This is a genomic window from Brevundimonas vesicularis (genome assembly GCF_014204545.1).
Taxonomy (GTDB): Bacteria; Pseudomonadota; Alphaproteobacteria; order Caulobacterales; family Caulobacteraceae; genus Brevundimonas; species Brevundimonas vesicularis_B.
Genome location: NZ_JACHLJ010000004.1, coordinates 148028 through 164196, shown reverse-complemented (window position 1 = coordinate 164196; position 16169 = coordinate 148028). Strand labels below are relative to the sequence as shown.

20 protein-coding genes and 1 tRNA gene are annotated in these 16169 nt (G+C 63.8%); 15 read left to right on the top strand and 6 right to left on the bottom strand.

Features of this window, described 5'->3' with window-relative positions; genetic code table 11:
• Positions 1-60: 60 nt before the first annotated feature.
• Positions 61-396, bottom strand: a complete 336-nt coding sequence (locus tag HNP47_RS14905) for a hypothetical protein (protein ID WP_184280174.1) — start codon at positions 394-396, stop codon at positions 61-63.
• 274 nt (positions 397-670) lie between these two features.
• On the opposite strand from HNP47_RS14905, the gene HNP47_RS14900 reads away from it, so the two are divergent.
• The 9 genes from HNP47_RS14900 to HNP47_RS14860 all read left to right on the top strand — a co-directional run bounded on the left by HNP47_RS14900 (position 671) and on the right by HNP47_RS14860 (position 8119).
• A complete protein-coding gene (locus HNP47_RS14900) occupies positions 671-1723 on the top strand; it encodes an isoaspartyl peptidase/L-asparaginase family protein (RefSeq protein WP_184280173.1) in 1053 nt (350 codons plus the stop codon).
• A 56-nt stretch (positions 1724-1779) separates the two neighbouring features.
• Positions 1780-2046, top strand: coding sequence for a hypothetical protein (locus tag HNP47_RS14895; RefSeq protein ID WP_017506239.1), 267 nt, complete (start codon positions 1780-1782; stop codon positions 2044-2046).
• Positions 2047-2089: 43 nt separating this feature from the next.
• Entirely contained in the window at positions 2090-3109 is a 1020-nt protein-coding gene (locus HNP47_RS14890; RefSeq protein ID WP_184280172.1) for a fumarylacetoacetate hydrolase family protein, read from the top strand.
• 63 nt (positions 3110-3172) lie between these two features.
• On the top strand, positions 3173-3709 hold the full coding sequence (locus HNP47_RS14885) for a CcdC protein domain-containing protein (protein WP_184280171.1): 537 nt from the start codon (positions 3173-3175) through the stop codon (positions 3707-3709).
• Positions 3706-4491, top strand: a complete 786-nt coding sequence (locus HNP47_RS14880; RefSeq protein WP_184280170.1) for a hypothetical protein — start codon at positions 3706-3708, stop codon at positions 4489-4491. The genes HNP47_RS14885 and HNP47_RS14880 overlap by 4 nt, the downstream gene beginning before the upstream one ends.
• A 53-nt stretch (positions 4492-4544) precedes the next feature.
• Positions 4545-4629 (top strand) — tRNA-Leu (locus HNP47_RS14875).
• Between the two features lie 303 nt (positions 4630-4932).
• On the top strand, positions 4933-6120 hold the full coding sequence (locus tag HNP47_RS14870; protein WP_184280169.1) for an ATP-binding protein: 1188 nt from the start codon (positions 4933-4935) through the stop codon (positions 6118-6120).
• Positions 6121-6211: 91 nt separating this feature from the next.
• Positions 6212-7018, top strand: coding sequence for a Shedu anti-phage system protein SduA domain-containing protein (locus HNP47_RS14865; RefSeq protein ID WP_184280168.1), 807 nt, complete (start codon positions 6212-6214; stop codon positions 7016-7018).
• 9 nt (positions 7019-7027) lie between these two features.
• Entirely contained in the window at positions 7028-8119 is a 1092-nt protein-coding gene (locus tag HNP47_RS14860; RefSeq protein ID WP_184280167.1) for a DNA cytosine methyltransferase, read from the top strand.
• A gap of 5 nt (positions 8120-8124) precedes the next feature.
• Here HNP47_RS14860 and HNP47_RS14855 read toward each other — a convergent pair whose 3' ends face one another.
• Positions 8125-9354, bottom strand: a complete 1230-nt coding sequence (locus tag HNP47_RS14855) for a tyrosine-type recombinase/integrase (protein ID WP_184280166.1) — start codon at positions 9352-9354, stop codon at positions 8125-8127.
• 70 nt (positions 9355-9424) lie between these two features.
• Positions 9425-9643, bottom strand: a complete 219-nt coding sequence (locus HNP47_RS14850; RefSeq protein WP_184280165.1) for a hypothetical protein — start codon at positions 9641-9643, stop codon at positions 9425-9427.
• Between HNP47_RS14850 and HNP47_RS14845 the strand changes: the two genes are divergently transcribed.
• Positions 9642-10340 (top strand): hypothetical protein, encoded by a 699-nt coding sequence (locus HNP47_RS14845; protein WP_184280164.1) that lies wholly within the window; start codon positions 9642-9644, stop codon positions 10338-10340. The genes HNP47_RS14850 and HNP47_RS14845 overlap by 2 nt on opposite strands.
• Before the next feature lie 50 nt (positions 10341-10390).
• On the opposite strand, the gene HNP47_RS16440 is transcribed toward HNP47_RS14845, so the two are convergent.
• From HNP47_RS16440 to HNP47_RS14835, 3 genes are all read right to left on the bottom strand, one after another.
• On the bottom strand, positions 10391-10522 hold the full coding sequence (locus HNP47_RS16440; protein ID WP_260394893.1) for a hypothetical protein: 132 nt from the start codon (positions 10520-10522) through the stop codon (positions 10391-10393).
• Entirely contained in the window at positions 10522-10845 is a 324-nt protein-coding gene (locus HNP47_RS14840; RefSeq protein ID WP_184280163.1) for a hypothetical protein, read from the bottom strand. The genes HNP47_RS16440 and HNP47_RS14840 overlap by 1 nt, the downstream gene beginning before the upstream one ends.
• Positions 10846-10937: 92 nt before the next feature.
• A complete protein-coding gene (locus HNP47_RS14835) occupies positions 10938-11867 on the bottom strand; it encodes a hypothetical protein (protein ID WP_184280162.1) in 930 nt (309 codons plus the stop codon).
• Positions 11868-11906: 39 nt separating this feature from the next.
• On the opposite strand from HNP47_RS14835, the gene HNP47_RS14830 reads away from it, so the two are divergent.
• The 5 genes from HNP47_RS14830 to HNP47_RS14810 form a co-directional block, all read left to right on the top strand.
• The gene (locus HNP47_RS14830) at positions 11907-12161 is read left to right on the top strand and encodes a hypothetical protein (RefSeq protein ID WP_184280161.1); all 255 of its coding nucleotides are present in this window, start codon (positions 11907-11909) and stop codon (positions 12159-12161) included.
• Positions 12161-12736, top strand: a complete 576-nt coding sequence (locus tag HNP47_RS14825) for a hypothetical protein (RefSeq protein ID WP_184280160.1) — start codon at positions 12161-12163, stop codon at positions 12734-12736. Before HNP47_RS14830 ends, HNP47_RS14825 begins: the two co-directional genes overlap by 1 nt.
• Complete coding sequence (locus HNP47_RS14820; protein WP_184280159.1) at positions 12736-13371, top strand: hypothetical protein; 636 nt, start codon at positions 12736-12738, stop codon at positions 13369-13371. The genes HNP47_RS14825 and HNP47_RS14820 overlap by 1 nt, the downstream gene beginning before the upstream one ends.
• A gap of 11 nt (positions 13372-13382) precedes the next feature.
• Entirely contained in the window at positions 13383-13808 is a 426-nt protein-coding gene (locus tag HNP47_RS14815; protein WP_409360162.1) for a DUF6950 family protein, read from the top strand.
• Positions 13809-16169: hypothetical protein (locus HNP47_RS14810; RefSeq protein ID WP_184280157.1), on the top strand; the 2361-nt coding region annotated here is incomplete at its 3' end.

Sequence of the window (16169 nt, the reverse complement as noted above, 5' to 3'; positions counted from 1 at the left end):
GGGCGGGTGGACCATGCGAGGAGCAGGCCGAACGGCAGCCTGCTATGGGTGGAAGGCGGACTATCGCACCTCGGTGCTAACAGAGATGCACTGGCCACGTTGGAGCACGAAGTAGAACTCTTGGCCTATTCCGGGGGTAACATAGCCGACCTGGCAGGTCGCGCTGGCCCCATCTCCTAAACGCAGCCGAATTTCACCGACCCCTTCACAAGTGATCGGCACCGTAGCGATCAGGTGATCTCCGCGCACAATCAAAGGTGTTTCCTTATCGCACAGGACCGCCACACCAGAGACGTTTGGCGATCCCGACGTGTCAATATCGATCGAGTTCTTGGCGGGCACACATGCCGCAAGAGCCGCCGAGCAGGTTAGGATGCGGAGGATCGTGCGCTTCATCAGCAAACTATCGCCGCCGCCACCAATGTCTACAATGGGTCGATTAGCCTACCCTATTAGGCTGAAAGCGGCCTTGCGCTCACGGGCGGCTCCGTCCCTCATCGGCAAGCCATCCTATCGCCGAGAACCAACCCACTGATCTTTCGACCTTTGCGATTTTCTTCGACCAATCGACCTGACACGCTCGCGCGCTGGGTTAGACTGCTCCTGACCGGCGTCTCTGAGCAAAGTGCACAGATTGCACTCTGTTTTTGACTCCCGAAGGAATTTCACTATGCGCGCCGCCTATTCTGGACTGATTGCACTCTTTGCACTGTGTTTTTCCTCGGCCCAGGCCCAGGACGCCGCCCCCCGCTGGTCCCTGGCTATCCACGGCGGGGCGGGCGTGATCGAGCGGGCCAGCCTGACGCCCGAGCAGGACGCCGCCTATCGCGCGGCGCTGCAAGGCGCGCTGGACGCCGGTTCGGCCGTGCTGAAAAGCGGCGGATCGGCGCTGGATGCGGTCCAGGCCGCCGTTCAGGTCATGGAGGACGATCCCCTGTTCAACGCCGGGCGCGGGGCGGTCTTCACCGCGGCCGGCCGTAACGAACTGGACGCCGCCGTCATGAACGGATCGGACCTGACCGCCGGGTCGGTCGCCGGCCTGACCACCACCCGTCACCCCGTCGCCGCCGCCCGCGCGGTGATGGAGCGGTCGCCCCACGTCATGCTGATCGGCCCCGGCGCCGACGCCTTCGCCGCCTCGGTCGGGTTGGAGCAGGTCGATCCGGCCTTCTTCTTCACCGAGCGCCGCTGGCAGGGGTTGGTCAAGGCCCTGACCGAAGCCGGACAGCCGATCCCCGAGCGTCCCGCCGGCGCGCCTCTACCGGGCGCACAGGCTGAAATCGCCCCGCCCCTCAACGAGAAGAAGTTCGGCACGGTCGGCGCCGTGGCGCTGGACAGCCAGGGTCGTCTCGCGGCGGCCACCTCGACCGGCGGCATGACCGCCAAACGCTGGGGACGCGTCGGGGACGTGCCGATCATCGGCGCCGGCACCTATGCCTCCAACCCCGACGGCTGCGCGGTGTCCGCCACCGGCGACGGCGAGTATTTCATCCGCGCCACCGTCGCCCGCGACATCTGCGCGCGGATTGCGGGAGGCGCGGCGACGCAGGCCGCCGGTCAGGCGGAGATCGCAGACGCCGATCGTCTGGGCGGCAAGGGCGGCGTCATCGTCATGGGCCTGGATGGCCGCCCCGCCTTCGCCATGTCCACCTCGGGAATGTATCGCGGCGCGGTCTCCTCGACGGACACCGCGCGCGTCGCCATCTACGCCGACGAGCCCTGAGCGCCCGTTCAGACCAATTAGACGAATTAGACTCTCTTTTTCTAAGACCGAGACCCATGCCTGCATCCGATGACGAACTGACCGTGATGGCCAACGAGGAGTTGGACGCCGCCTGCGCCATGCCCTTCGTCGAGGTCAGGAAGATCACCCCTTGGGGCGACAGCTACGAAGGCTTCGCCCCGTCCGGCCGCACGGTCGAGGTCGAGCGTCGCTACCTGTGGGCCGTCGAGCCCGAGGGCGGCGTCATCGTCGAGGTCGAGGTCCGCGACCGCGCCGCCCGCACCGGCGCCGAGGCCCGCGCCCTGCTGACGGCCGCCGACTGATTCCGCCGTTCCCAACATCGCAAATCCGGTCTAGGCCTTGGTCATGAAACTCGCCTCGCTCAAGCACGGCCGCAACGGCCGCCTCGTTGTCGTCTCGCAGGACTTGAACTGGTTCACCGACGCCTTCCTGATCGCCCCGACGCTGCAGGCGGCGCTGGATGACTGGGACCGCTGCGGTCCTCGCCTTGAGGCCTTGGCCGAAAGCCTGGAGCATGAGGCCGTGCCGCGCGGCCGTTTCCATGAGCGCGACGCCGCCTCTCCCCTGCCCCGCGCCTATCAGTGGGCGGACGGCTCGGCCTATGTGAACCACGTCGAACTGGTGCGTAAGGCGCGCGGTGCCGAAATGCCCGAGAGCTTCTGGACGGACCCGCTGATGTACCAGGGCGGCTCCGACGGCTTCCTGTCGCCGCGCGATCCGATCCCGCTGGCCGACGAAGCGTGGGGCTGCGACCTGGAGGCCGAGATCGTGGTCGTCGTCGGCGACGTGCCGCAGGGCGCGACGCGCGAACAGGCGCTCGACGCCATTCGCCTGGTCGGCCTGGTCAACGACGTGAGCCTGCGCAACCTGATCCCCGCCGAACTGGCCAAGGGTTTCGGCTTTGTCCAGTCCAAGCCCGCCAGCGCCCTGTCGCCGGTCCTGGTCACGCCCGAAGCCCTCGGCGACCGCTGGAAAGACGGCAAACTGCACGGCGCCCTGTCGGTGCAGCTGAATGGCCAGGACTTCGGCAAGGCCGACGCCGGCGTCGACATGACCTTCGACTTCGGAACCCTGATCGCGCATCTGGCCAAGACCCGGTCGCTGGGCGCAGGGACCATCATCGGTTCGGGCACGGTGTCGAACAAGGACGCCGACGGCGGCCCCGGCAAGCCGGTCGCGGATGGCGGTCTGGGCTACTCCTGCATCGCCGAGGTTCGTACGGTAGAGACGATCCTGCGCGGCGCGGCCGAGACGCCGTTCCTGAAACATGGCGACACGGTGCGGATCGAAATGCTGGATGAGCGTCATCATTCGATCTTCGGCGCCATCGAACAGACGGTCGCGCCGCTATCCAGCGCGGATTGACGCCGCTAGGGTGCTGACAGCGGCCTCGGGGGAGGCCGCCTCCTGTCTTTGGGGAGAGACGACGTGCCGCCTGAAAAACTGATCCCGCTGCTCATGATCCCGATCATGCTGGTGGTCGTGCTGCTGAAGAACCGTAGGAAGCGCGTGCTGAAGCCGCAGTTGCTGTGGGTCATGCCGGCCATCGTCCTGCCGCTGATCAGCTTGGGCATCTGGGGGTCGGCGCAGAACCCGAACATGGCCCATGCGCCGTTCGGCCCCGACGCCTGGGCGGTTCTGGCCATTGGCGGGATCCTGGGCGGCGTAGCCGGCTGGTATCGCGGCAAGACCGTCACCATCGAAAAGGAGCCGGACGGCGCCCTGATGGCCCAGGCCTCGCCTCTGGGTCTGATCCTTCTGGTTGTGCTGTTCGCCGGTCGGTCGCTGCTGCGCGACCTGATCGAAAGCCACGCCGCCGCCTGGCATCTGAACGCCCTGGCCGTTACCGACGCCTTCTTGGTGTTCGCCATGGGCCTGATCGTCATGCAGCGCGTCGAAATGTACATCCGCGCCCGCCGCATCCAGTCCGGCGGGACAGACAGCCATATGGAAGTCGTCGCATGAAGAAAGCCGCAATCGCTCTCGCCGTCGCCTTTTCGGCCGGCTCAGCCGTCTCGCAGGATGCGGCGAACACCGGCGAAGACTGGGATCTGGTCAAGGACGCGCGAAAGAAATCCACCATCGCGTACGTCACGACGACGCCGGGCCTGTCGATCGCGACCCGCTGCATGGACGGCGCCTATTCGGCGCTGCTGGTCGGATTGCCGGAGGTGACCCGCCGGACGAAAACGCGCCCGATCACAATCATTTTCCGCGACGAAGAGGCCAAGGAATGGCGCTGGAACGTCACGACAGACCGAGCGGGCGCCGTCGCTGATTTTCCTGCGCCTTTTGCGCGCGAACTTCGCCAAGGCGGGCGCATTCAGATCATCGTGCCCGATGGCGGCGGGGCGGGCAGAAATCTCCGCTACGACCTTGAACTGCCGGCGTCCGGTTCGGCGATCGACGAAACCCTGACGGCCTGCGGCCGCCCGCTTGTTGACCCTCGCGACCAGGAACTCGACGCCATCTCCGAGGAAGGTCTGCAAGTTGGAATGCGATGGGCGCGCCAGATCCGTCCGCGCTATCCCGCCAACAACTATTCGGAAGGTTTCGCCGTCGCCACGTGCGTCGCCCAGCCTGACGGTCGCTTGCGCGACTGCGTCATCGAAACCGAACATCCCGCCGATGGTCGCTTCGGCGAAGCGGTGCTCAAGGCGGCCCGCGACGCCACCGTCGCCTATGACGGCGACCAACCGACCGCGCCGCGCATGATGGCCTTCCGCGTCAACTTCATCATGCAGTGACACAAAGGCTGGACCCGCCTCATCCCTCTGTGGCATGAGGCGGTCCTTCCGCTGCGGGCGTGGTGGAATTGGTAGACGCGCTGGACTCAAAATCCAGTTCCGAAAGGAGTGCCGGTTCGACCCCGGCCGCCCGCACCACCTATTAAGTCAATGACTTAGCTCCAAGGCCTCGCCGAAAAGCGGGGCCTTTCGCATTTCAGCGCTTCCGTTGAATTTATTGAACTTTCTCTATGCTACGTGGCTTTCCGCCATCTTCCGAGCGCCGCATGAGCGCCGCAGTGTTCGAGCCTTGTTCTCCCTATTCCCCCTCAGTCGACCCATAGCGGCCGAATGAATCTGACGCTGCCCAGCCAATGGCGTGGGTCGTCACTTGCGTTTCGGTGCAACCACAAGTCATAGAGGGGCTCGCCGATCGAGAGCGCGATACAAAGGGGGATTTAGGTGACTGACATATCGGCAACATCCGAGAAGCCTGAACTTCTCCTCAGATACAGCCACCATGTCATCGAACACCTGGGTCTAAAGCTGTACCAAAACCACCCAACCAACGTCGTAGCCGAACTGGTGTCGAACGCTTGGGATGCGGGCGCAGAAACGGTTCAGATCGCCGTCGCAACGGAAATGGCTCGCGGCTCTGAGCGCTATCTGGCGGTTGCCGACAGCGGCGGGGGAATGACGCTTCAGGATTTAGCTGAGTCCTATTTGGTCATCGGGAAGCCCAAAAGCCGCTCCGCGTCGGGTTTCGATCGGAAGCGCTATGCGATGGGCCGCAAGGGCATTGGAAAGCTCGCGCCTTTCGGTATCGCCCGCCAGGTTCAAGTGCTGACTGCCTCAAGAGTCGATGAGGAAGTGCGGTTCAACTGGCTGCGGATCGAACTGGGGCGCATTCTTGAGCTCGGCAGCAACGCTGGCCCTAACACCCTCGCATCCTATCCCCCCGAGCCAATATTGACCGAAGCGTCGCTCAGTGATGTCTCGGCGCAACCCGACCCGACGGGGGAGGTTGCCAAGTTTCTTTCCATGATTGGCGCAGGGACGGGCACTCTCGTCCTTATGACTGATCTCTCGCTCCTTCGCCCTATGAATGTTGATCATCTTCGTACAGCGATGGGGCGCAGGTTTACCGTCACCCTTTCTAGGCAAGACTTTGCTGTCAACGTGAATGGAAGTCGGGTGACGGAGGCTGACGCGCTTCCAGAGTTCGAGCACCGGATCCCGCACGAAGGCTTACTCGAAGAGAAAGTTGGCGACAGAACGGTCAAATACTGGGTCGGCTTCGTCAAGACTGCTTCATGGCCAGCAGACGAATCCGGCGTTGGGGTCTATGCGCACGGCAAGATCGCTCAAGATCGGCCATTTACCTTTGGTGTGCGCGGGAAAGAGATTTTCACTCGCTACATGTATGCTGTCGTCGAAGCTGATTTCATCGATGAGCTGGAAGAGGATGTCATCTCCACGGATCGACGCTCAATTGACTGGGAGCACCCCCAGGCGGCGGCGCTTTACGATTGGGGTGCGCGCAAGGTTCGGCTCTGGATCGAGGAGTATCGGGCTGCTCGACGTAAGTTCGAGGCTGAGGCGGTCGGCAAGCACATTGGCGTCGGGGAAGCTCCCCAAAATCCGCTCTGATGAGAAGCGGCTGATCGCGGATCTCCTCTCAGAAGTTACGCCGGGCCTTGAGAAGGATGAGGGATCGTACGCTCGGGTCACGGCGGCTGTCATGCGTGCCTATTTGCATCGTCCGACACGAGAGCTTCTCAAGAAAGTCTGGACCGACTACGGGGCCGGGGGTGCCGATCCAAAGCCATTTCTTGATATGACCGACAAGCTTGCCGCTGCAGCCATCCCTGAAGCGCTCTCGCTGGCCGTCACGTTCGCTCAACGCGGTTACGCTCTGTCGGTGCTGAACGACATGCAACACAAGGGCACTGAGCCAGACCTCCAAGCGCTGATTGAGAAGTTTCCTTGGATACTTCAGCCTGAGATGGAGCTGCTCACGGCCAATCAACGTTTGAAGACCCTTGTGACAGCAGCCCACGAGCAAGGGTTGAGCCCTTCTCGGTTCACGGCAGGCCACATAGATATTAACGAGGCTTACAAACCTGATTTCGTGTTCTTCTCAGATGTCGATTATGACCACGTCGTGATTGTTGAAATCAAAACACCTAGAGAAGATCTAACGTTTAGAAACCGCGAGCAGCTGTCTGCTTACATGGTGTACATTGAGCAGCAATACCCTAACGCAAAACGTAAGGGCTATCTGGTTGGCACAAACGGGCAGGACTTGGCTCGAGGTCGTGACGACATCGAGATAATGTCGTGGCAGGATGTGTTTGTTAAATCCCGCCGCGGCCATATCGACATGCTCGCTGCTATGCTGTCTACGGCTCATCCCGATGCAGATGATGATCGTGTGAAACAAATCCTCGAGTTCGGCGGGGACGAGGTTTGGGACCTACTGACGCAGGTCGCCGCGAACGATGAGGATCTTTCCGACTTGGTGGCAAGTCGGCCCAAGCTGAGCTAGTAGGCAGTCATGTATGCAGCAGAGCTCTTCTCGGGTGGCGGCGGCCTAGCCGTTGGCTTGCGCGACGCCGGCGTCAGACCCGTCGCGGCTGTGGAGGTTGACCGGTACGCTGCCGACACTTTCGCGCTTAACCACCCCGATGTGAAGCTCTTCGATCGGGACATCAGAACTGTCACTGGCAAAGATCTTCTGGACGCATCTCCTACGCGGCGAATAGATATCTTGGCAGCATGTCCACCTTGCCAAGGGTTCTCAACTCTAACGTCCAAGTACAAGCGGGACGACGAGCGCAATGGTTTGGTCGCCGAAGTGGGTAGGCTTGCCGCAGAAGCTCTTCCCCAAGCTATTATGATGGAGAATGTCGCGGGCTTGGCCGGGCGAGGCAAACCGATCCTCGATCGACTTATCGCGCAGCTTATCGATCTGGGTTACGTCGTTAGATACGAAATTCTACAGGTGGCCGACTACGGCGTACCCCAGCGCCGCAAGCGTTTAGTATTGCTCGCTGGCCTTGGCTTTTCGATCGACATGCCAAAGGCTACGCACGATCGCGATGGAAGGAACGGGCTGCCGCGTTGGCGCACAGTTGAGGATGCAATTCTAGGACATCCAGCAGCACTGGACATTCAAGAGGCAGCCCTTCTGGGAGGGTTTGCAGCGACTAATTGGCATGTCGTTCGTCGTTTGGGGCCTGAGAACAGGGCTCGCCTTGCAGCGACCGAAGCCGGCACTCACAGATCGTCACTGCCTATCGAGCTAAGACCAAAGTGTCATCAGAACAAACCGCAAGGTTTCGGAAACAGCTACGGTCGGATGCGCTGGGACCAGCCATCGTCCACAATCACAGCTGGATGTTTATCGCCGAGCAAGGGGAGGTTTGGGCATCCTGAGCAGCTCCGAACCATATCGCTACGCGAAGCGGCCCTTCTTCAGACCTTCCCCAAGGATTACAAGTTTCCATCGGGTAAGATTGATGGTGCGTGCTCGGTTATCGGCAACGCTTTACCCTGCTTATTCGCGCAGCAGATTGCAAATCAAGTGAAGCGCACGATCGCATCGGTAGGTGCGTGGCTCAGTACGGAGCATGTGCACGCGCACTAGCCCGTTTAGCCGGCGATCATGCGTTCGCTGGCCTGGGCGATGGCGTCGTCGCCGGCGGGATCGGTCCAAAGGTGGCCGTAAAGATCCATGGTCAGCTGCAGCGTGGCGTGACCGAGCAACTCCTGCAGCTTCTTCGGCTTCACGTCCTGCTCGATCCAGAGGCTGGCGGCGACGTGGCGCAGGGTGTGCGGTCCGAACGCCGGCACCGGCCGGTTCTTGCCCTTGCTGTCCGGCAGCATGTCGACCAAGCCGGCGCGGCGCAGCATGGGCAGCCAGCACTCGCGGAAGAATTCGTTGTAGCTCCACACGCCTTGTCCGGATTCCGGATGCGGGAACAGCCGGCCGGCGGCGCGGACTTTCTGCCGGCGGCCGTCGACGTGGTCGAAGGGGCTGACCGGTCCACGCGAAAGCCGCCAGGCCCGGATCGCCAGCGACGTCGCCTCGCCGATCGGCACCTCGCGCGTGCCCTTCTTCGACTTCGGCGGATCCAGGGTGCGATAGTGCCGATCGAGACGCTCGCGGATCCGGACCTTGCCGCCCTTGGGCTTCACCTGGGCGGCGTCGTCGGCCAAGCCGAGAACCTCGGAGATCCGCAGGCCGCCGAACATCAGCAGGCGCACGATGGCGGCGTCGCGCAGGGGTGCATCGCCTTCGCCGGCGGCGGCGAGCAGTCGGCCGAGGACGGCCTTTTCCGGAATGGCGAATTCCTCGTCCTGGTCGCGTTCGACGCGCTTGCCGCCCTCGACCTTACAGGCCTCGGCCGGGTTGGTCAGCAGCCAGCCCTTTCGAATGCCGAACCGGCACCAGGTCACCAAACTGCGACGCACGCGGCGGGCGAGGTTGACGGATCCGGAGCTGGCCAGGACGTCATCGAGCAGGCCTTGGATCTGAGGGGCGCGCAGGTTCGACAGACGCGTGCGGCCGAGAGCGTGGGGCGCAAGGTGGACGTCCAGGACGGACTGATAGCCATCGCGCGTGATCGCCTGGCGCTGGCCGATCTTCACCAGGCCGTCGAAGTGGCGGATGTGCTGCTCGGCCAGTTCGATCAGCGTCATGATCGAGGATCCGCCCACGCGGCCGGCGCCGACTTCGTTCAGCCAAGCCTGGGCCTCGCCCTTGCGTTCGAAGTTCTTAGACTGCCGCGACCCATCCGGGCCGGACCAGGTCGCGCGCCAGCTGGTCTTGACGCTGCCGTCCTTGCGCGGACGGTGTGAGATCTTGCGGATATTGGCCACGCTGCGGCTCCTCTTCGGGCCGCATAGATACACGTCAGGCGCGCGGCGTCACCTTCCGCGCCGGGTTCGGTCAGGCCGGCCGGTGCGGAAGGGTCTCGGGAGCGTTAAGCCAGGCGTCCAGCTCATCGGGGAAGGCGTAATAGCCCAGGCCGTCGCGCTTGCGGATCGGCACCGACCAGCCGCGCTCGCGCGCCTGGTAGACCCAGCGCTCCGGTTTGCCGATGTAGTCGCCGATCGCCTTCACGCCGTCCAGGCGCGGGCGCACGGCGTGCGCGGAACCGTCAGCCATGGACATGCTCCGCAACCTGTGCGGTAAAACCGGCATGGGGATGAATCAGACGATTTTCGTCACGCTTTACGCCGTCGTGATAGTGGGCGGCGTGTTGCTTCTGCTCGTCACGCCTTGGGGCGTTGCAGACGATTGGTCGGCCATTGCGGCTTGGGTTTCGATCGCTGTGAACATGCTCGGTTTGCTCTTCATCTGGCTTCAGTTGAGGAGCAACCGAGGCGCACTCGCGGCATCCGTTCAGTCCGCAGAGGCCGCATCGGCCGCTGCGAAAACGGCTCTCTTGGACAGCCGGGCTTGGGTCAAAGCGGATATCGTCTTGGGGCGCGCGAACCAGACCCCTGACGGTCAGTGGACCATCACTCTGCAGGTCACGCTGACAAACGTCGGCAAAACGCCAGCGCTTCATGTCGCGTATCGCGCTGCTCAGATCAACAGCATGTTTATTCGCCGTGATGTCAGTGCCCTGACGGCGGAAGGCGCGAATGTTGGTGTCACACTCTTCCCTGGAGACATCAGCGCGTCCGAGCGGATAGTTGCAATAGAATGGAAAAATCCCACTCAACTCATTGGAGCAAACGTGCGCTACCGGTTGCCTAGTGGAGACATCTGCGAAACGCCCGCAATATATATTCTCTTGATAGAACATAACACTCTGCAGCTGCGGCTGGGCCTGCAAGAAGATCTCAGCCCAACTTGATGGGGGTAGCTAATGCCCGGTCGGACATCACGGCTCTAACCCGGCTTGGATCAACTCGCCGCGATCGATGCTGAATAGATGGGCGAATCCACGCAGAGCCAGCCGACGCGGTGCGTGCCGACGGCCCAAGCTACGAGGTGCGGATGGCGGCCGGAGACCGGCAGTTCCACGGTGTCGCTCATCACGCGGCATCCTTCATGTCGTCGGCCATCACGAGTCGGTTGCGACGCAGGGCGGCTTGCAGGACAGCCATGCCCTGGCCGTCGAGGTAAGCGTGGCCGATTAGACGGTCGCGGTCGTTGCCGGCGTCCAGGGCGAAGACGGTAACGGCGCGGCGGTTCTGGGTGTCGCCGTCGATCTCGAGATCTTCGACCTCGACCAGTTCGAGGGCCTGAAGGCCGCGCTCACGCTGGATGTGACGGGCCAAGGCCTCGAGGTCGGGGAAGGCCTTCGGCTTGTCGGCGGGGTTCGCCGTCAGGATGGCGAAGCGGACGTCGTGGGACATGCGGTATCTCCGGCGATACAGGTTGCGGGGTGCAGGGGTCGGGAGGTTGTGGGCGGCCAGCAGGGAGACGCCTTAGATCCAAGGGCGGTCCATCAGGCGGCCTCGTCCCGATCGGTTTCGGCCTCGGTCTCGTGTCGGGCTTCCATCTCGGCTTGATGAGCTTCCGCCGACTTGATCGGCGGTGTGGGCAGGCCGGCCGCCGAGTTGACCGCGACGACCACGACTTGAAGGAAGGTCGTTTCGAGATCGTCCGGGTTCCAGACCTGTAGGTCGGGAAGCTGATCGCCGTTGGCGTCAATCACTTCGCCGTTGTCCAGCAGGGTCCACGGCAGCGGTTTCTCGATGGCGGCCGTAGCTTCGACGGTCGCCGCTTTCAGATCTTGTGGCGGCGCGGCAGCAGCGGCGTTCAGCGCTTCAAGGTGGCGCTGACGAATGGCGGCGGCCCTCGCCGCGACTTCGGCTTGTTCAGCGGCACGCGCGGCGGCGAGTTGAGCCGACACTTCCTGTTCTCGCGCCCGCTCGTCGAGGATGGCTTGTCCCTCGGGCGTCAGATCGAACGGTGCGTTGAGCCAAGCGGTGAGATAGGCCGTGCCCTCGCTGCTGCTGCCGACCCAGTCCTTCTGTCGCAGATGCAGAGAGGCGTGACGCTTGGCTTCATCGTCGACGACAAGATCCGCCCATGCATTCCGGCAAGCGTCGCCAATCGTCCAATTGAGGAATGATACTCGGTAGTGGCCTGGCTCGTTCGTCCATTTGGCAGGTTCCTCCGACACTTTCAGTATGCCGGCCTCAGCGAGGCTGACGACAGCAGGGTCGGTGCGCGCACTGGGGCCGACGGCGATGGATGACCCGAGGTAGCTGGAGTGTTTTCGCATCGCGACGGCGACTTCTGCGATGACCAGTTGCTCCTCGGGCGACAGGTTGCCCGGTCGCCATGCCGCATCCTTCGCGTCCTTGTTGGCCAGCTTCTGGCGGGCGTCGCGCACCGACAGGTGTTTGGGATCGTCGCGCGGCAGGATCATCCGCTGCTGGTCGGCCTCGTCCAGCTTCAGGAAGCGGCGGTGCTGCTGGACGTGTTCGGGGGTGTAGCCGAGGCGTTCGGCGATCAGCTTGTTCTCGAAGCCCAGTTCCGCCAGCTGCTCGAAACCCTTGGCCTTCTCGATCGGGTTCAGCTTGCGACGCAGCAGGTTCTCGGCGATGGCGGCGAAGCGGGTTTCCTTGGCGTCGCGGTCCAGCAGGCGGGTCAGGATCGGCTCTTCGGCTTCCCAGTCGCCGTCGTTGATCGCCTCGCCGATGGCGCGCCAGCGGCGTTCTGATGCCGATGATGCTGCCGATCACCCCGCCCGCCGAGCAGGAGGTGAACCTCGTCTCCGCCAAGAACACGCTCATCCCCGCGTTCGGCGACGGCGAGCAGGAGCTGCTGCGCAAAGGGACGCGTTACGAGATCCAGTTCGACATGGGCGAGATGGATTATGTCGACGCCCTGGACTGGACCGACCTGACGACCGAGGGCGACACGGTCGTCATGGCGGTCTACCAGCCCGGCCTCGTCACGGGCTCGCCCGGCGCACCGCGCGTCAATGGCGGGGGGCAATCTGGACGGAATCTGGCGATCGACGGCCTAGTCAACGGCTATACCGTTCGAAAGGGACAGTTCCTTTCGGTCATCACGCAGGGCCGCCGCTTCCTCTATCGCGCGCGCACGACGGTCGTCGCCAACGCCGGGGCGGTCCTTGTCCCGCTGCAAACCATGTTGCGCTTTCCACCTGGCGATAACGACGTCGTCGAACTGGAGCAGCCCATGATCGAGGGTTGGGCGCGCGATGTCTCGGGCCTGCGGATCATCGCCAACCACAATGTCACGGTGTCCTTCACGGTGAGAGAGCGCTGATGGACGCCAATCTGATCGCGGCCTTTCAGCGTCCTGCCTTCACCAAGGCGACGCTGGTGCGGTTAGGCATGGCGGGCGGCGCTGTCGGCCTGACGGACGGCGGTTTCGTCGTCTTTGACGCCGGCGAAGGCGATGGGCCGGAACCCTATGTGTCGAACCACCCCGTTTACGGCGCCCTGGACACCGTCCCGGCGATCAAGGACGGCGCTGAAGCGCAGACCACTCGCATCGATCTGTCCCTCCTGCCGGCGTCCGACGCGGCCGCGGCCGCCCTCGCCTCCCCCACCACTCAGGGCACGCGTGTCCAGTGGTGGGAGGGTGCGATCGATCTGGATACGGGACTTCTCATCGGCGTCCCGGAACTGAAGTTCGACGGCGAGATCGACAAGGCCCGCTTCCAAGTCAGCGATAGCTGGAACCTGACCCTGGAATGCGGAACCCAGGCGGAGCGTCAGCTGGAGCCGAACGCCGACTGGCGCCTGAACAATGCCTTCCACCAACTCATCTGGCCGGGCGAGCTCGGGCTGTCCTACGTCGACGGCGTCACACGGAAGAAGGAGTGGCGCAGCCGCCCCGAAAACCCGGGCGTGTTCAAGCGACTTCTGAAGTCGCTGGTCCCTCTGCTGCCCGACTGAGGTAATCCGCCATGAATACGATGCTGAAGCGGGCTGCGGCAACGCAGGCCTGCATGGACCGTTTCGCCTACAAGCCGGTCGAACCGGGGGTGCGCGACTGTGGCAAGCTGACAGCCCATGCGCTGCACAAACAAGGTCGATCGGCGAAGCTGCTGAACGCCTCGCGCCACAAGACCTGGCGAGGGGCGCTCGCCTATCTCGAGCGCAACAAGTTCGCCTCTTTAGTGGACCTGGTCGATGCGATGGGCCTGCAGCGCATCCCGCCAGCGGCGGCACTGCCAGGCGATATCATCGCCATGCCGACTGACGACGCCAACGGGTTCGGCTGCTCGCTGACCGTCGCCTTGGATAACGGTCGTGTCCTCGGCCTCAATCCGGCGTCCGACCAGATCGAGCCGATGATCCCCCACCTGTTCGTCTGCGCCTGGAGGGTCTAAGTGCCTCACCTTCTGCCCGCCGCCGCCAGCGCGATCGCCCAGGCCGCGCCTGCTGTTGCAGCGACAGCCGCCAAGGCCACTGTCATGGGTACGCTGAAGTCCGTCGCGTTTAACGCCCTGACCAGCCTGGCCATCAGCTCGGCCTTGTCGGTGTTTTCCCCGACGGTCGGCGCCTCTGCGCGCCAGGTCGAGTTCGTCATCGATCCGGACGGCCCGATTCCGTTCGCCGCCGGCCGCGTCGGCGTCTCAGGGTCCGTCGTCCACCGGGACACCTTCGGCCCCGACCTGATGTATTACGGGATCCCGTTCGTGCTGTCCGGCGCGGGGCCGATCACCGCCATCGAGTCCTTCATGGCGGACGACTACCCGATGGCGTTCGACGCCAACGGCGGCGCTGTCACCGAACCCTATCGCCAGGAGCTGTTCTTCCGCTCGGTGCTGGGCTTCCAGCCTGCGCCGGTCGCCCTGTCGACGCCAGGCGGTCTGAAAAATGGCGCCACACTTCCGGGCTGGACGGCTTCGCACAAGCTGTCGGGAAAGGCGGCCGGCCTCATCGTCATGGCCGAGAACTCCAAGGGCTCGGCCTTCCCAACCGGCGAGATCAAGCCGCTGATTCAGCTTCTCGGTCTGAAGGGCTGGGATCCGACGCTGGACAGCACCTATCCCGGCGGCGACGGCCCGTGCCGGCTCAATGATGCGTCGACGTGGGTGACCCTGACGTGTCCCATCCTCTGGGGCCTGAAGTGGGCACTCGGCCTTTGGGAAGGGCCGTCTCTAAAAGGCGCGCCGGCGCACGACAGCCTGACGGATCATCAGGTCGGCGGGATCGGCGTCCGGTTGTCGGGTGTGGACGTGCCGGCGTTCGTGTCGGCCTCCAACATCGCCAAGGCGAACGGCTGGACCGTTTCGGCCTATCCGAACACGGACGACGACAAGCACCAGGTGCTGGAAACCTTCCTGCAGTCCGGCGGTGCGACCTACGCCCAGCGGGCCGGCAAAATCAGTTGCATCAGCCGGGCCGCGCCGCGCGCCAGCCTGGTCACGATCTCGGCCCGCGACACGGCAGGACCGCTGGAGATCGACACGGCCGCCAGCCGGATCGATCGTATCAATACGTTGCGCCCCCGTTTCTGGAGCCCTGCGCATCGCTGGCAGATGACGGCGATGACCGGCGAGGTCACCGCCCAGGCCTACCGGGACGAGGATGGCGGACGGACCCGCTCGCGCGGCATCGATTTTCCGTTCGTGTCCGACGCTCGCCAGACGGGGCAACTGGCCGCGCTGCAGATCGCGAACACGCGCGAGGGCATCGCCGGCGTCGTCCCGCTGAAGCCGCACCTGCAGCGCATCCGTCCTGGCGATGCCTTCACCATCACCGAGCCTGGCTTCGTGCTGGATGGCCTGAAGTGCTTGTGCCTGAATACCGACTACAATGCGGCTACTGGCGTGGTGCGCGTGTCGTTCGTCAGCGAGACGGATGGCAAGTATCCCTTCGCCTTGGGACAGAACCCAACCCCGCCGTCGCCACAGGTTCTGACGCCCGTGGATCCGCGTTTCGTCACCCCGCCTGATGCTGGCGACTGGACCGTGACGCCCCGCCCGCCGTCGCAGGGCGGGACGCAGCAGCCGGGGTTCGACCTGACAGGCTTCGTGTCGAACTCGACCGCCACGGCCATCATCGTCGAGACCGGCCCGAGCGCGAACGGCCCGTGGACACAGGCCTATCAGGGACCGCCGACGGTCACGAACATCCCGATCGACGGGCTGCAACCCGGCGCGACCTATTTCATCGCAATCCAGTATCAGCGGAACCAGAACTATTCGGAACGTGAGGTCTTCGGGCCGTTCACGGCGCCTGACCTAGTTGCCGACGTGATGCCCAACGCCCCCGGTCTGTCTCAGATCAGGGCGGACATTCAGGCGGCGTTCGGCGACATCTTCAATGTGTCGGAGCGGATCGATCAGACCCGCGCCGATCTCGACGCCGCCGACCAGAACCTGGTGAATGCGATCACCGGGGTGGACGCCAAGGCGAACCAGCTGGTCCAACTGACGGCCGCGCTGGAGGTCTCCGACCAGAACTTGATCAACGCGATCACGGGGGTGGACGACAAGGCGAACCAGCTGGTCCAACTGACGGCCGAGCTGGAGATCGCCGACCAGAACCTCATCAACGCGATCGGCGGGGTGGACGACAAGGCGAACCAGTTGGTCCAGCTGACGGCCGAGCTGGAGGACAACAAGGCCAGCGTGGCGTCGCTGGATGCGCAGGTGGCCCGGATCGACGGGGTCGAGGCGGTCAATGCGACGCAGGCCCTGGCGCTGGTCGATCTGGAAAACGGCAAGGTCGCGCTGAGCGAA